Annotated in this window: 12 protein-coding genes; 4 read left to right on the top strand and 8 right to left on the bottom strand. The window is 64.7% G+C overall.

Annotation, left to right across the window (positions count from 1 at the left end; genetic code table 11):
* Positions 1-36 precede the first annotated feature (36 nt).
* Positions 37-1,824: a caspase family protein gene (locus XI04_RS02270; RefSeq protein WP_028143305.1), complete on the top strand. Its 1,788-nt coding sequence runs from the start codon at positions 37-39 to the stop codon at positions 1,822-1,824.
* A 182-nt stretch (positions 1,825-2,006) separates the two neighbouring features.
* Here XI04_RS02270 and XI04_RS02265 read toward each other — a convergent pair whose 3' ends face one another.
* The 4 genes from XI04_RS02265 to thiD form a co-directional block, all read right to left on the bottom strand.
* Positions 2,007-2,990 carry a threonine/serine dehydratase gene (locus XI04_RS02265; protein WP_028143306.1) on the bottom strand — a complete coding sequence of 328 codons (984 nt, stop codon included), beginning with the start codon at positions 2,988-2,990 and terminating at the stop codon, positions 2,007-2,009.
* A gap of 62 nt (positions 2,991-3,052) precedes the next feature.
* The gene (locus XI04_RS02260; RefSeq protein WP_028143307.1) at positions 3,053-4,096 is read right to left on the bottom strand and encodes a glycosyltransferase family 4 protein; all 1,044 of its coding nucleotides are present in this window, start codon (positions 4,094-4,096) and stop codon (positions 3,053-3,055) included.
* A gap of 13 nt (positions 4,097-4,109) precedes the next feature.
* Positions 4,110-4,922 (bottom strand): UDP-2,3-diacylglucosamine diphosphatase, encoded by an 813-nt coding sequence (locus XI04_RS02255; protein WP_028143308.1) that lies wholly within the window; start codon positions 4,920-4,922, stop codon positions 4,110-4,112.
* Between the two features lie 405 nt (positions 4,923-5,327).
* On the bottom strand, positions 5,328-6,128 hold the full coding sequence (gene thiD / locus XI04_RS02250; RefSeq protein ID WP_271608772.1) for a bifunctional hydroxymethylpyrimidine kinase/phosphomethylpyrimidine kinase: 801 nt from the start codon (positions 6,126-6,128) through the stop codon (positions 5,328-5,330).
* A gap of 311 nt (positions 6,129-6,439) precedes the next feature.
* On the opposite strand from thiD, the gene XI04_RS02245 reads away from it, so the two are divergent.
* Positions 6,440-8,422, top strand: coding sequence for a PAS domain S-box protein (locus tag XI04_RS02245; protein ID WP_442869372.1), 1,983 nt, complete (start codon positions 6,440-6,442; stop codon positions 8,420-8,422).
* A 95-nt stretch (positions 8,423-8,517) separates the two neighbouring features.
* Positions 8,518-8,763 (top strand): Lrp/AsnC ligand binding domain-containing protein, encoded by a 246-nt coding sequence (locus XI04_RS02240; protein WP_018317369.1) that lies wholly within the window; start codon positions 8,518-8,520, stop codon positions 8,761-8,763.
* A gap of 1 nt (position 8,764) precedes the next feature.
* Here the strand turns inward: XI04_RS02240 and XI04_RS02235 are convergent, their stop codons facing one another.
* Positions 8,765-9,691, bottom strand: coding sequence for a cytochrome c (locus XI04_RS02235; protein ID WP_271608774.1), 927 nt, complete (start codon positions 9,689-9,691; stop codon positions 8,765-8,767).
* A gap of 155 nt (positions 9,692-9,846) precedes the next feature.
* On the opposite strand from XI04_RS02235, the gene XI04_RS02230 reads away from it, so the two are divergent.
* The gene (locus tag XI04_RS02230; protein WP_038949057.1) at positions 9,847-10,263 is read left to right on the top strand and encodes a CHRD domain-containing protein; all 417 of its coding nucleotides are present in this window, start codon (positions 9,847-9,849) and stop codon (positions 10,261-10,263) included.
* 173 nt (positions 10,264-10,436) lie between these two features.
* Here the strand turns inward: XI04_RS02230 and XI04_RS02225 are convergent, their stop codons facing one another.
* The 3 genes from XI04_RS02225 to XI04_RS02215 all read right to left on the bottom strand — a co-directional run bounded on the left by XI04_RS02225 (position 10,437) and on the right by XI04_RS02215 (position 14,839).
* On the bottom strand, positions 10,437-11,720 hold the full coding sequence (locus XI04_RS02225) for a cystathionine gamma-synthase family protein (RefSeq protein ID WP_038949056.1): 1,284 nt from the start codon (positions 11,718-11,720) through the stop codon (positions 10,437-10,439).
* A gap of 264 nt (positions 11,721-11,984) precedes the next feature.
* Entirely contained in the window at positions 11,985-12,434 is a 450-nt protein-coding gene (locus tag XI04_RS02220; RefSeq protein ID WP_028143313.1) for a cytochrome c, read from the bottom strand.
* Between the two features lie 95 nt (positions 12,435-12,529).
* The gene (locus tag XI04_RS02215) at positions 12,530-14,839 is read right to left on the bottom strand and encodes a xanthine dehydrogenase family protein molybdopterin-binding subunit (protein ID WP_271608775.1); all 2,310 of its coding nucleotides are present in this window, start codon (positions 14,837-14,839) and stop codon (positions 12,530-12,532) included.
* Positions 14,840-14,911: the final 72 nt, after the last annotated feature.

Raw genomic sequence — 14,911 nt, 5'->3', positions numbered from 1 at the left:
AATCTCGCATCGAGATCAGTGCCAAAGGAGCACGCCATGTTCCGCCTAAAGCCTTTCCTGATGACAGCCAGCCTTGTGGGAAGCCTGTTCGGCTTCGCCTGCGGCCCCGTTTCCGCGCAAGTTGCCCCGGTCGAGCCGGCCCCCACCGCGCTGCAGGGCCCGGAGCAGCGGGTGGCGCTGGTGATCGGCAATTCGAACTATAAGAACGCGCCGCAACTCGCCAATCCCGACAATGACGCCGAGTCGATGGCGAAGTTCCTGAACTCGGCGGGGTTCGAGGTGGTTGCCGCGACCGACCTGACCCAGAACGACATGCTCCGTGTGGTCCAGGACTTCTCCGCCAAGGTGTCCGCGCGCGGTCCGAACACGGTGGCGATGGTCTATTACGCCGGTCACGGCGTGCAACTCGCCGGCGAGAACTATCTCGTTCCCGTCGACGCCAAGGTGTCGAGCCAGACCGAGCTCGTCAATAATTCGGTGCGGCTGGTCGACGTGATGTCGACGCTGGAGACGATCCCGAGCCGCATGCGCATCGTCATCCTCGATGCATGCCGCAACAATCCGTTCCCTGATGTCAACGACGCCGGCCGCGGCCTCGCCATCGTCGATGCGCCGAACGGCTCGATCGTCGGTTACTCGACCGCACCGGGCGCCGAAGCGCTCGACGGCACCGGCGGTCACAGCCCTTACACGCAGGCGTTCCTGAACGTCGCGCGCGAACCCAACGTGCCGATCGAGCAGTTGTTCAAGCGCGTCCGCCTGCAGGTGAACCAGTCCACCAGCGGCGCGCAGATCCCGTGGGAGAGCTCCTCGCTGACCTCGGACTTCACCTTCTTCGGCGACACCGCGGTTGCCGCCAACCGCGCGCCCGTCAGGGCGCCGGTGGTGCAGATGGCCTCCAACCTGCCGAGCCGCTCGACGCGTCAGGCCTATGACTACGTCGTGTCCGAGGGCCGGCCGGAATATTATCAGGAGTTCATCCAGATGTATCCGCACGACCCGCTGTGCGACCACGTCCGTTGGCTGCTCAACAACATCCTGCTCTCGCAGGCTTGGCACAAGGCGGTGCTGGTGAATTCGCCGGTTGCCTACAAGAGCTTCTACGACAGCTACGGCAACAGCCCTTATGCGCAAATGGCGCTGAAGCTGCAGACGCAGCCGAAGCAGATCCCCTTGATGCAGGCGACCAAGTTCCTGGCTCCGCAGAACATTGCTCCGACCTTCAAGATCGGCAATCTCGGCCAGCCCAAATACATGCCGCTGCAGCAGGGTAATGGCAACCAGATCAACGGCAATCTGCCGATCGTGCAGAAGCCGGTCGACGGTAACGTGATCGGCAAGCTCGGCAATGGCGGCCAGATCGGCAATCTGCCCTCAAGCAACAACCAGCCGAACGGCACGCCGTCGCAGACCCCGGGCAAGATCGTCACCCTGCCTGCGCCGACCAACACGACCACCAGCAATGGCGGCATCGGCAAGATCGTGACCCTGCCCGCGACCAACAACAAGCCGGACGCCGGCAACGGCACCCCCGGCAAGATCGTCAGCGTGCCGGTGAATGTCGGCAAGGGCGGCCCGAAGATCGAGACGAAGCCGGTCAACGTCCAGACGCAGAACAACCCGATCCGCGTCAACAACGGTAACACCGGCATCGTGAAGCCCAACAACAACCCGGTGAACAAGGTGCAGGTCCAGAACAACAACCGTCCGCAGTTCAACGCCACGAACCGCAACGTCAACAACGGCGGCAACAACTTCCGCCAGTCGATGAACCAGGCCCCGAGCACGGGCGGCGGCAATAACCACCGCGGCTTCATGCGCTGATCGCAGCGAGCCACACAACGAAGAAGGGGCAGAGCGGAAACGCTCTGCCCCTTCTTCATGTCGACCCTCGACGATCGTCATTCCGGGATGCGCCGTGAGGCGCAGGCCCGGAATCCATTGTGCGGCAGAGACGGCGGAGAAGTGGATTCCGGGTTCTTGCTTCGCGAGCCCCGGAATGGCGGCTAGGCGACCAACTCCGCAAACAAATCCGCATCGACATTGCCGCCGGAGAGCACGATCACGACGTTCTTGCCGGCCACATCGAGACGCCCCGCCAGCAGCGCCGCAAGACCCACCGCACCGCCCGGCTCCACCACGAGCTTCAGCTCGCGATAGGCGAAGGCAACGGCGGCGCCGACTTCCTTGTCCGACGCGGTAACGCCGCGCGCCAGCAGCTTGCTGTTGATCGCAAACGTCATCTCGCCGGGAATCAGCGCCATCAGCGCATCGCAGATGGTGCGGCCCGCCGGCGGATGCGGCTCGCGATGGCCTGCGCTCAGCGAAATGCCGTGATCGTCGAACGCCTCGGGCTCGGCCACCACGATTTCGGCTAGCGGATAGCGCGCCTTCACGGCGGTTGCGACGCCCGCGATCAGGCCGCCGCCGGACGCCGGCGCCACCACGATGTCGGGGCTGAGACCGAGCGTTGCCATGTCCTCCGCGATCTCGCGGCCGGCAGTGCCCTGCCCTGCGATCACGAACGGATCGTCGTAAGGCCTGACCAGCGTCGCGCCGCGCTTCTCGGCGATGCCGCGCGAGATTGCCTCACGGTCGTCCTTGTCGCGATCATAGAGCACGACCTCGGCGCCGTAGGATTTTGTGCGCTCGCGCTTCGACAGCGGCGCATCCGCCGGCATCACGATGGTCGCCTGCATGTCGAGAATCTTTGCCGCCGCCGCCACGCCCTGGGCGTGGTTGCCGGAGGAGAACGCGACGACACCGCCGGCGCGCTTGTCCTGCGGGATCGAGAACACCTTGTTGAAGGCGCCGCGGAACTTGAACGAGCCGGTGCGCTGGAGCATCTCCGGCTTCAGGAAGACCTTGGCGCCGACGCGCTCGTTGAGCACGGGAAAGGACAACAGCGGGGTGCGGATGGCGTAGGGCGCGATCACGCGCGCTGCGGCGTCGATATCGGCAGGGCCGATCGGGAGGAGCTGTTCGGTCATATCAGACCTTATCGCGGCCACCGCAGCGCGGGCAAGACACCTCCGCGCGAGGATTTTTCTCTTCAGGCGACGAAGCGCGGCTGTTCCGCGGCGTTCCGGCCAGGCAGCACCGCGCCGACCGCCTCAATGCTGGCCACAAAGGCCCTCGCCGAGGCTTCCCAGGTGTAATTGGCGGCGAACGCGACGCAGTCCTGCCGGGAGATGTCCAGCGCCGCGAAGCAGGCGCTGCGCAGGTCGTGATCGAGTGCGCCGACCGGGGCATCGCCGATGACGTCGCGGGGGCCCTTCACCGGGAAGGCGGCCACCGGCAGGCCGCTTGCGAGCGCTTCCAGCAGGACCAGGCCGAACGTGTCGGTCTTGCTCGGAAACACGAAGACGTCGGCGGCCGCATAGATATCCGCCAGTTCCTCGCCGTGCTTCTCGCCGAGGAAGATCGCGTCGGGATAGGCCTCTTCGAGCGAGGCGCGCGCGGGGCCGTCACCAACGATGACCTTGGTCCCGGGCAGCTCGAGATCGAGGAAGGCCTCGAGATTCTTCTCCACCGCGACGCGGCCGACCGACAGGAACACCGGTCCCGGCAGGCAAAGGTCGATGGCGCGGGGGTGGAACAGATGGGTGTCGACGCCGCGCGGCCACAGCACGACATTGTCGAAACCACGCTCGGTCAGCTCGCGGGCGAGCGCAGGCGTTGCCGCCATCACGGCGCGGCTGGGCGCGTGGAAGCGGCGCAGCGCCCGCCAGATCAGCGAGCCCGGCACCGGCACGCGGGCGCGGACATATTCGGGAAAGCGGGTGTGGAAGCTGGTCGTGAACGGCAGCTTGCGCTGGCGGCAATAGCGGCGGACCATCAGGCCGATCGGCCCTTCGGTCGCGATGTGGATGCTTTCGGGCCGCGCCCCCTCGATCAGCTTCGCGATCCGTGCGGGGCGGGGCATCGCCAGCCGCACGTCGCGATAGCTCGGCATTGCAAAGGTGCGGAAGGATTGCGGCGTCAGGAACGTGAATTCGACGCCGAGGCTTTTGCCGGCGTCGGCGAGCTTGGTCAGCGTCCGAACCACACCGTTGACTTGCGGGTGCCAGGCGTCGGTTGCGACCAGGATGCGCATCACGCGGCCTCTTCTACGCAGCTCTGGCTGCAACCTGCGGGACGGCTGCCGGCTTCTGCAAATGATCCGCCCAGGTGATGATCTCGAAATGACCGTCGTCGTGCTCGACCAGCGCCGTGCAGCTCTCGACCCAGTCGCCGCAATTCATGTAGCGAATGCCGCCCTCGTCGCGGATCACGGCGTAATGGATGTGGCCGCAGATCACGCCGTCGGCGTCGTGGCGCCGCGCCTCGGCGGCGAGCGCCTGCTCGAACGCGCCGATGTAATTGACGGCGTTCTTGACCTTCTGCTTGGCCCATTGCGACAGCGACCAATAGGGCACCTTGAACAAGCGGCGGAAGAAGTTGACGAAGCGATTCATCTGGATCGCGAAGTCGTAGGCCTTGTCGCCGAGATGGGCGAGCCAGCGCGCGTTTTGCACCACGAGGTCGAAGATGTCGCCATGGATGACGAGATAACGCTTGCCGTCCACGCCGGTGTGGACCGTGTTCTCGACGACGTCGATGCCGCCGAAATGCGTGCCGTAATAGTTGCGCAGGAACTCGTCGTGATTGCCGGGGATGTAGACGACCTTGGCGCCCTTGCGCGCCTTGCGCAGCAGCTTCTGCACGAGGTCGTTGTGGGATTGCGGCCAGTTCCAGCTCGATTTCAGCGCCCAGCCGTCGACGATGTCGCCGACGAGATAGATCGTGTCGGCATCATGGTAGCGTAGGAAGTCGAGCAGAAGATCGGCTTGAGAACCGCGGGCTCCGAGATGAACGTCGGAGATGAACAACGTGCGAAAGCGCCGCTCCGGGCTCTCGTCACTCACATCGTAACTTCCCATGCGCCAGCCTGTAACAATGTCCCGTGACAGGGGGATGACCAATTGAACTTTTGAGGCACCCTCAGATACGAATCACGCCTTGCCTCGCCTGCCTGCGAATATCAGCCGCATGCGACAATCAGGCGACATGGCGCCGCAGGAGGCGCCGGGACCCTACTCTTCCCTGAGGCCAGCTCCCCCGCGGCACAACCTTCGAGACGCCCGCCGTTGGCAGGCCCTCAGGATGAGGGCGGAGTGCGCGGCTGCAAATTCAAAGCGGACCGACGCAGTTCGGCCTCATCCTGAGGAGACCGCGAAGCGGTCGTCTCGAAGGAGAGGCGCTTGCTCGATGTCGCCACAAGGCATTGGGGACGATGAAGCCAGCGCTCAACGGATCGATGGCCGCGCTTCCGCGGACGGCCCGCCTCAGTAGAACCTGTGGAAATGATGGACCGGGCCGTGGCCGTGCCCGACGCTGAAGCGGTCGGCGGCTGCGATGGCCGCGCTGATCCAGGACTTGGCGTTGCGCACGGCAAGCTCCAGATCTTCGCCCTTGGCCAGTCCAGCCGCGACCGCCGAGGACAGCGAGCAGCCGGTGCCATGGGTGTTGCGGGTCGCAACGCGCGGCGCGGCGAGCGCGATCGTGTTTTGGGCATCGACGAGATAATCGATGCTCTCGGCGCCCTCGCCGTGTCCGCCCTTGATCAGGACCGCACGGCAGCCGAGTGCCAGCAGGCGACGCCCCTGGCGTTCGATCTCGGCCTCGCTTGCCGCGACCGGCTCGTCGAGCAGAGCCGCGGCTTCCGGCAGATTGGGCGTGATCACCGACGCCAGCGATATCAGTTTTGTGCGGAGCGCGTCGACGGCCTCGGATGCCAGCAGACGGTCGCCGGAGGTTGCCACCATCACGGGATCGAGCACGACATGCCGCGGCGACCAGCGCGACAGCGCGGCCGCGACCGCATCGATGCCGGCGACCTCAGCCACCATGCCGATCTTCACCGCGCCAATGTCGAGATCGGAGAACACCGCATCGATCTGCGCGGTGACGAATTCGGCCGGGACCGGATGAATGCCGGTAACGCCACGCGTGTTCTGCGCCGTCAGCGCCGTGATGGCGGAGGCACCATAGACGCCGAGCGCGGCAAAGGTCTTCAGGTCGGCCTGGATGCCGGCACCGCCGCTCGAATCGGAGCCGGCGATGGTGAGTGCGACCGGGGTCGTCATCGCCGGGCACCTTTGCTGGATAAGGACACCGCCATGGCCTGTCCTAGCGCGGCCGTGGAACACCGGCAAGCGCGCCGAGCCGTGTTCGACAGTGATTCGCGACGCCGTGTATTCCCTGCGAATCAGGCAAGCAGCGGGCCGGCACGCCCCGCAATCGTGCGGACTTGAAAATGCAACCGCGCCGGACCCTTGGTATAGTCTCGAACCTTACCTGCTTCGCCGGAGCGCGAGGTGAGAGTGGAACTGTCCAGCGACACCCATGTTGCGGGCTCCCGGCCCGCAAGCCGCCTGGAACGGAATCTTGGGGTGGAATGATGTGGGCCTTTTTTGAACGTCTCCTCGACTCGTCCATGCTGTCGCCGCACGGCATCTGCCTGTTGTGGGAGCCTGAGCTGATCTGGCTTCACGTCGTTTCCGACGCCTGCATCGCCGCCGCCTATTTTTCGATTCCGTTTGCCCTTGCGATTCTGGTCACCAAGCGGCGCGACCTCAAGTTCGGCTGGGTCTATTGGGCCTTCGCGATCTTCATCATGGCGTGCGGCCTGACCCACGTATTGTCGATCTACACGCTCTGGGTCCCGGTCTATGGCATCGAGGGCATGGTCAAGGCGGCGACCGCGGTGGCATCCGTGGTCACGGCGGGCGCGCTCTGGCCGCTGCTGCCGAAGATCCTGACGATCCCCTCGCCGTTCGAGCTGCGGCAGGTCCAGGCCGCGCTCGAGGAGGAGGAAATCAAGAGCCGGGACGCGACGCTCCTGCTCCAGCAGGTCAGCGACGCCCAGCGCGCCATGCGCGAGAGCGTGGCGCGCCTCACCGCGATCGTCGAGACCGCGGTCGACGGGGTCATCCTGCTCGACGCGCAGGACCATATTCTGCTGTTCAATCCGGCCTGCGAGCGCTTGTTCGGCTACTCTGCCGACGAGGTCATGGGCCGGAACGTCAGGATGCTGATGCCCGAGGCGGGCACCCCGCCCGACAGCCACGCAAGGCATTTCGCGACCGCCGGCGAGGCCATCGGCCTGCGCAAGGACGGATCGACCTTTTCGATGGACGTGTCGGTCGGCCGGACCCGGCAGGACGGCGAATTGATCTTCGTCGGCATCGTCCACGACCTGACCGCGCGCAAGCTGACTGAGCAGCAGCTCCAGCAGGCGCAGAAGATGGAGACGGTCGGTCAGCTCTCCGGCGGCATCGCCCACGACTTCAACAACCTGCTCACCGTCATCATCGGCAACGCCGAGCACCTGAGCGAGCAGCTCAAGGCGAGGCCCGACCTGCGCCGCTTTTCCGAGGACATCTGCCAATCGGGCGAACGGGGTGCCGAGCTGACGCAGCGCCTGCTCGCATTCAGTCGCCGCCAGTTGCTGCAGCCCCAGACGATCGATTGCCGCGGCCTGCTCGAGTCCATGTTCAAGCTGCTCAAGCGCACCTTGCGCGAGGACATCGAGATCAGGACGGCCTCCAGGCCCGGCACGATCGTGGCCTTCGCGGATCGGGCCCAGCTCGAATCCGCCGTGCTCAACCTTGCGCTCAATGCGCAGGATGCCATGCCGGCCGGTGGCCACCTGACCCTGAGCACGGAGTTGACGACACTCGACGACGACTATCGCGCCCTTCACCCCGAAGTCGCATCCGGCAGCTACGTGTTGATCTCGATCACCGACGACGGCGAAGGCATGATGCCCGAGGTCACCCGGCGCGCCTTCGAGCCGTTCTTCACCACCAAGGAGGTCGGCAAGGGCTCGGGCCTCGGGCTCAGCATGGTCTATGGCTTCGCCAAGCAATCCAATGGCCACGTCTCGATCTACAGCGAGCCGGGCCTTGGGACGACGGTCCGGATCTATTTGCCGCGCGCGGACATCGGATCATCGCACGCCGAGCTTTCCGATGGCGAGGACGCGGCGCCCCGAGGATACGAGACGATCCTGATCGCCGAGGACGATCCGTTCGTTCGCTCCTCCGCCATTCGCAGGGTGGAAGCTCTCGGATATCGCGTGGTTGCCGCGGTCAACGGCAAGGAGGCCCTGCAGCAGCTGCGCACCGAGCCCGGTATCGACATCCTGTTCACCGACATCGTGATGCCCGGCGGCATGAGCGGCTGGGAGCTTGCCGATCAGGCGCGGCGGATTCGCCCCGGCCTGCCGGTCCTGTTCACCTCGGGCTACGCGCTGGAGACCCTGGTCGAGCAGGGCCACGCGCATGCGCAGGCGATCGTGCTGACCAAGCCCTATCGCAAGGTCGAGCTTGCCCAGCGGCTCAGAGACGCATTCGCCGCGGCCGTGGTGACCTCCTAGGCGCCGGACCGACATCTGGTGGCCGGCAAGTCCGCTTGCTAAATGGTGCCGGGTTTGGCCTATTAGCCGCCAGATACGCTTTCGGAGTGCCCGCGATGGTTCCTTTCTTCGTCCAGATCAAATGCAAGCTCGGCCAGTCCTATACGGTCGCCAATGCGCTTGCCGAAGCCGAGATCGCTTCCGAGATCTACTCCACGGCCGGCCAATACGACCTCCTGGTGAAGTTCTACGTCGACAAGGACACCGACATCGGCCATTTCGTCAACGAGAAGGTGCAGGTGCTGCCGGGCATCCAGGACACCCTCACCATCATCACCTTCAAGGCGTTCGGCGCCAGCTGAGCTAACCAGCTTCCTTGCGCTTGGGCCGCGGCGGACCGTCGACCGGCGGCAGCGATTTGAGATAGTCCGCCATCGCCGCAATATCCGCCTCGGACAACTGCGAGGTGTTCTTGATCACTCGCTTCATCGCGCCGCCGGCGCTGTCGCCGTCGGGCAAGTCGCCGGTCTTGAGGAAGTAGGCAAGATCCTTCGCGCTCCACTCGCCGAGGCGCTTCTGCGTGATATTCGGCACCCAGCCCTCGCCTTCCGGATTGGGCCCGCCGGCAAAGCGCTGGCCCTGGATGATGCCGCCAAGCGCGTTGCGCGGGCTGTGGCATTCGGCGCAATGGCCAAAACTATTGACGAGATAGGCGCCGCGACTCCATTGCGGCGACTTGGTGCCGTCGGCGACAAAAGGCTTGTCGTGCAGAAACAGGAATTTCCAGACGCCGATGTTGCGGCGGATGTTGAACGGAAAGCCGACGTCGTGGTCTCGCACTTTGCCTGCAACGGGCGGCAGCGTCTTCAGATAGGCGAAGAGATCGAGCACGTCCTCGCGCCTTGCGTGCTGATAGGACGTATAGGGGAAGGCGGGAAAATAATGCTGCCCGCCTGGCGAAACCCCGTGCATAACCGCGTTGACGAAGTCGGCGTCGGTCCATTTGCCGATGCCGTCGTTCGGATCGGGGGAGATGTTCGGCGCGTAGAACGTTCCGAACGGCGACTTGATCGCGAGGCCGCCACCGAGCCTGACACGGTCGGGCTGGTCGGGCGTGGCGTGGCACGAGGCGCAGCCCCCGGCGTTGAACATGGCCTCGCCGTTGGCGAGGTTTGCCACATGCGCCGGCGCGTTGCCCACAGCCGCCACCACCGGCGCGCTGAGCCACCAATAGACGACGCCGGCGGCGACCGCGGCGAGCAGCCCCCCGAGAATTGTTCGTTGCAACATGGGTATCCATTCACTCGACACGGCGAACCTAAGACCAATGTCGCCGCGGCTCCAGCCACGAAGAATTTAGCCCGCCTTGGCCGGAAACGGGAATAAACTGAAATGCCGGCTGTTGAAAGTTTGGCAGCCCGAACGGGTTCAGCAGGGAGAATGTCATGAACAAGACCGTCATTGCCGCCTTAGCACTCGGTGCCGTTGCTTTTGCAGCTCCGGCCAGCGCCGAAAAGCTGAAAGCAACGCTCGACGGCAAGTCCGAGGTGCCGGCAACGACCAGCAGCGCCACCGGAACCGCCGATCTGGACTATGATGCCGCCAGCAAGAAGCTTTCGTGGACGGTCACCTATTCCGGGCTGTCCGGCCCTGCTACCGCCGCCCATTTCCACGGCCCCGCGGAGGCCGGCAAGAACGCCGGCGTCGCGCTCGCGATCCCGAATGCGACCGCCAGCCCCGTGAAGGGCGAAGCGACGCTGACCGACGCGCAGGCTGCCGATCTGCTCGGCGGCAAGCTCTACGTCAACATCCACACCGCGGCCAACCCGGGCGGCGAGATCCGCGGTCAGGTGACGAAGTAAGCCGCGACGCTGCTTCGTTGCGTGAAGACCGGGCGCAGGAGGGGCGTCCGGCCTTTTCGATTCCGGCCGCGCTTAAAGCGCGATGCGATCAGGATGAATCGTCATCGCGCTCTAGGTTGTTGTTCAAGCATGATCTTTTCGGAAAACCGCTGCGCACTTTTCCGGATCATGCTTTAAGCCGCGTTCAGCGCCTGCGTGAGGTCGGCAATCAGGTCGGAGGGATTCTCGATGCCGATGGACAGCCGGATCGTGGAATCGAGCACGCCGATTTTCCGGCGGATGTCGGCGGGAACGCCGGAATGGGTCATGGTCGCGGGCAGGCTCGCGAGCGACTCCGTGCCGCCGAGGCTCACCGCCAGCTTGAGGATCTGCAGCGCGTTGAGGAATTTGACCGCAGCATCCTTGCCGCCGACGATGTCGAACGAGAAGGTGGATCCCGCCCCCAGGCATTGCCGCGCGAACACACGCCCGGCCGGCGAGTCCTCCTCGTGATGACCGAGGTAGTGGACCTTGGCGACCTTGGGGTGGTCGCGCAAATAATCCGCCACGAGGCGCGCATTGGCATCGGCTTTTTCCATGCGCAGGCTCAGCGTCTCGAGCGAGCGATTGATCATCCAGCAGGAATGCGGATCGAGCTGGGTCCCGATGGCGCCCCGGAGCGCCTTGATGCCTTTCATCAGCGCCTTCGAGCCGAGCGCGGCGCCCGCGATCAGGTCCGAATGACCGCCGACATATTTCGTGAGCGAGTATAGGGAAATGTCGGCGCCGTGCTCGATCGGCCGCTGAAACACCGGGCCGAGCAGCGTGTTGTCGCAGGCGATGATCGGCGTGTGTCCCTGGGCCTTTCCGATGGAATCGGCCATGCGGCGGATCATGGCGACATCGACCAGGCCGTTGGTCGGATTGGCCGGGGTTTCGATCAGGATCATCGAAACGCGACCCTTGCCCATGGCCTCCTCCGAGGCCTGCTTGACCGCGGCTTCGTCGATCCCATCGGCGAAGCCGACGGCGCCGATCGACAGGCGGGCCAGCGTGTTCGTCAGCAGCGTTTCCGTCCCGCCGTAGAGCGGCTGGGAATGCAGGATGACGTCGCCCGGGCGAACGAAAGCCAGGATCGTGGTGGCGATCGCCGCCATGCCGGACGAGAACAGCGCGCAGCTCTCGGTGCGCTCGTAGATCGAGAGCCTGTCCTCGACGATCTCGCTGTTGGGATGATTGAAGCGCGAATAGACCAGGCCCGCGCCCATGCCTTCCGGCGGCTCGCGCCGGCCGGAGACGAAATCGAAAAAGTCCTGCCCGTCATCGGCGGTCCTGAACACGAAGGTGGAGGTCAGGAAGACCGGCGGCTTGATGGCGCCTTCCGACAATTGCGGATCATAGCCATAGGTCAGCATCAAGGTTTCGGGATGCAGCATATGGTTGCCGATGTGGGTCTTCGACGGAAACGGTTTTGCCATGGCCTGTCTCGCTGTTCTGCTTGAAGCCGCGCCATGGAACTCCTGATGAGGCCGTCGGGAGCGAGATGCGCCAATTTCCAACAGCTCACGTCAATTCCGCGGCGACTGCAGCCAAGATAGCTGCTCTCACAGCGATCCGTCAGGCCTTGCGGACATAAATTCCTGCCGCGCTTCGCGCCGGCGCAAAAAAGCGGCTGCTTTCGCAACCGCCTTTTCGATTCCTTATCGGCGCCGTAGCCCGGATGGAGCGAGAATTGCGCCTCGCTACTTCAGCTTGACCCGATACGTCTCGTGGCAATCGCTGCAGCGGTCATTGATTGCGGTATAGGCCGCCTTCAGGCTGGCGACATCCTTGATCTTGCCCTTGACATCGGCGATCGCCTTCTGCACCGGCGGGATCTTGGAGTCGAAATCGGCCTTGTTCTGCCAGACCTTTTGCGAGGCGCCATAGGTCGCGTCGACGACATCCTGCTTGGGATTGACCTCGAAGGTCTTGGCGATCTTGGCAACATCGGCCTCGATGCTGGCGATGGCCTGATCGGCAGCTTTCTTGTCGAAGGGGATGTCGCCCTTGGTCATCTTCTGGATCACGCCATACTGGTTCTTGGCGATCGCGCGCATCAGATTGTCCTGCTGAACGGCGATCTCCTGCTGCGCCATCACGGCGCCCGCACCCAGCAGGATGGTCCCCGCGACAATCATCGTTCGTTTCATTGAAAATGTCTCCGGCTCGCAGAGGTGAGGATGGGCCCATTCAAGGATAGAAACCCCGCAGCGAGCGTTTATTCCCGCCGCGGAAGAATCGCCGCCTAGAGGCTGTGACGGCGATGGTGCTCGTTGATGGCGATCCAGACCCGCTCAGGCGTTGCCGGCATGTCGATATGGTCGATCTTGTATTCGCGCCAGAGCGCATCGACGATGGCATTAACGACGGCCGGACAGGAGCCGATCGCGCCGGCCTCGCCCGCGCCCTTCACCCCCAGCGGATTGGTCTTGCAGGGAACGTTGGCAGTCTCGAACACGAAGGCCGGCCCGTCCGCTGCGCGCGGCAGCGCGTAGTCCATGAAGGTCGCGGTAATGAGCTGGCCGTCGCCCGCGCCATAGACCACCTGCTCCATCAGCGCCTGGCCGATGCCCTGCATGGCGCCGCCATGCACCTGGCCGGCCAAAAGCAGCGGATTGAGCGTCTTGCCGAAATCATCGACGATCACGTAGTTGACGATCTTGATGATGCCGGTGGCCGGATCGATCTCGACCTCCGCCAGATGCGTGCCGTTGGGATAGGTGCCGTCGGCACTGGCGAAGGTCGCGCTGCCGTTCAGCTTCGTGGGGTCGGCGCCGGGTCGCTTGGCGAGGTCGGCAAAGGAGATCGAGCGGTCGGTGCCGGCGATCCGGATCATGCCGTCGGTGATCTCGAGGTCGCCCGCGCTCGCTTCCAGCGCTTGCGCGGCGAACTCCTTCAGCTTCTTGCCGAGATCGCCCGCAGCACGCTGCACGCAGACGCCGCCGGTGGGAATCGAGGCCGAGCCGCCGGTGCCGAGGCCGGTCGCGATCTCCTCGGTGTCGCCCTGGCGGATATGCACGCGCTCCGGCGGCAGGCCGAATTGCTCGGCGACGATCTGCGCGTAGGCGGTCTGATGGCCCTGCCCGCTCGATTGCGTGCCGATCAGCACGGTGACGTCGCCACTCGGATCGAGGCGGACATTGGCCGTCTCCTCACCCATCACGCCGCAAATCTCGACATAGCTCGCAAGGCCGATGCCGCGGATCAGGCCCTCCTTCTTGGCCGCCTTGGCGCGCTTTGCAAACTCCTTCCATTCCCCGATCTCCATCGCGCGCTTGAGATGCGCGGCGAAATCGCCGGAATCATAGACCTTGCCCGTGGCCGTCTTGTACGGCAGCGCCTTCGGCGGGATGAAGTTCTTGCGGCGGATCGCGTCCGGCGTCGTGTCGAGTTTTCGTGCGCAGGCGTCCACGAGGCGCTCGATGACATAGGCAGCTTCAGGCCGCCCGGCGCCGCGATAGGCATCGACCGGCACGCTGTGCGTGAAGATGGTGCGCACCCGGCAGTGGAAGGCCTGGATGTCGTAGAGGCCCGGCAGCATGCCGGCGCCGCCATGCGGGATGTAGGGGCCGAAGGTCGACAGATACGCGCCCATGTCACCCATCAGGTCGCAGTCCATCGCGAGGAATTTGCCGTCCTCGGCCAGCGCCATCTTCGCGGTGGTGACGTTGTCGCGGCCCTGCGCATCGCCCAGGAAATGCTCGGAGCGGTCGGCCGCCCACTTCACCGCCTTCTTCAGCTTGCGCGCGGCAACCGCCATCAGGGCGTATTCCCGATACGGAAACAGCTTCGTGCCGAAGCCGCCGCCGACGTCGGGGCAGATCACCCGCATCTTGTCAGTCGGGATGTTGAGCACGTTCTGGCACAGGATGTCGCGCAGGCGGTGGCTGCCCTGGCTGCCGACCGTCAGCGTCAGATGGTCGCGCTTGGAATCGTACTCGCAGACCGCCGCACGCGTCTCCAGGAAGCTCGCGACCACACGCGGGTTGACGATCGAGATTTCGGCGACTGCATGCGCCTTGGCAAAGGCAGCTTCCGTCGCGGCCTTGTCGCCGATCGAGACGTCGAACAGCACGTTGCCGGCCTTGTCGGGCCAGACCTGCGGCGCGCCCTTCTTCACGGCATTGACGACGCCGGTCACCGCCGGCAGGGGCGACCATTTGACGTCGATCGCCTCGATCGCGTCGCGCGCCTGGTCGATGGTCTCGGCGACGACGAAGGCGACGGCATCGCCGACATGGCGTACCTCGTCCTTGGCCAGGATCGGGTATGGCGGGCCGGTGAACGGATCGGTCTCGAGGTTGAACAGGCAGGGCAGATTGCCGAGATCCTTGACGTCGTCGGCGGTCAGGATCAGCGCGACGCCGGGCAGCCCGCGGGCGCGGCTCACATCGATGGTGTATTTGGCATGCGCGTGCGGCGAGCGCAGCATCAGGCAGCGCAGCGCAGCCTGCGGCGCGTAATCGTCGGTATAGCGGCCCTTGCCGCGGATGAGCGCGTCATCCTCCTTGCGCAGCACGCTTTGGCCAACGCCGAACTTGATGGGAGCCGCCATTTTATCTTCCCGTTCTCATGGTTGTTTTGCCGGCATATTGCCGTGGAAAAACTGGCAAGGCAAACGGGTTTA

It is taken from the genome of Bradyrhizobium sp. CCBAU 11430, from assembly GCF_028128855.1.
GTDB classification, from domain to species: Bacteria; Pseudomonadota; Alphaproteobacteria; order Rhizobiales; family Xanthobacteraceae; genus Bradyrhizobium; species Bradyrhizobium ottawaense.
This window is presented reverse-complemented; position numbering and strand designations above follow the sequence as displayed.

Bases quoted from the DNA above. Each gene is read 5' to 3' on its own strand.
- XI04_RS02235 (WP_271608774.1), bottom strand. From the start codon at position 9,691: ATGTTGCAACGAACAATTCTCGGGGGGCTGCTCGCCGCGGTCGCCGCC.
- XI04_RS02225 (WP_038949056.1), bottom strand. From the start codon at position 11,720: ATGGCAAAACCGTTTCCGTCGAAGACCCACATCGGCAACCATATGCTG.
- thiD (WP_271608772.1), bottom strand. From the start codon at position 6,128: ATGACGACCCCGGTCGCACTCACCATCGCCGGCTCCGATTCGAGCGGC.
- XI04_RS02270 (WP_028143305.1), top strand. From the start codon at position 37: ATGTTCCGCCTAAAGCCTTTCCTGATGACAGCCAGCCTTGTGGGAAGC.
- XI04_RS02240 (WP_018317369.1), top strand. From the start codon at position 8,518: ATGGTTCCTTTCTTCGTCCAGATCAAATGCAAGCTCGGCCAGTCCTAT.
- XI04_RS02215 (WP_271608775.1), bottom strand. From the start codon at position 14,839: ATGGCGGCTCCCATCAAGTTCGGCGTTGGCCAAAGCGTGCTGCGCAAG.
- XI04_RS02220 (WP_028143313.1), bottom strand. From the start codon at position 12,434: ATGAAACGAACGATGATTGTCGCGGGGACCATCCTGCTGGGTGCGGGC.
- XI04_RS02260 (WP_028143307.1), bottom strand. From the start codon at position 4,096: ATGCGCATCCTGGTCGCAACCGACGCCTGGCACCCGCAAGTCAACGGT.
- XI04_RS02255 (WP_028143308.1), bottom strand. From the start codon at position 4,922: ATGGGAAGTTACGATGTGAGTGACGAGAGCCCGGAGCGGCGCTTTCGC.
- XI04_RS02265 (WP_028143306.1), bottom strand. From the start codon at position 2,990: ATGACCGAACAGCTCCTCCCGATCGGCCCTGCCGATATCGACGCCGCA.
- XI04_RS02230 (WP_038949057.1), top strand. From the start codon at position 9,847: ATGAACAAGACCGTCATTGCCGCCTTAGCACTCGGTGCCGTTGCTTTT.
- XI04_RS02245 (WP_442869372.1), top strand. From the start codon at position 6,440: ATGATGTGGGCCTTTTTTGAACGTCTCCTCGACTCGTCCATGCTGTCG.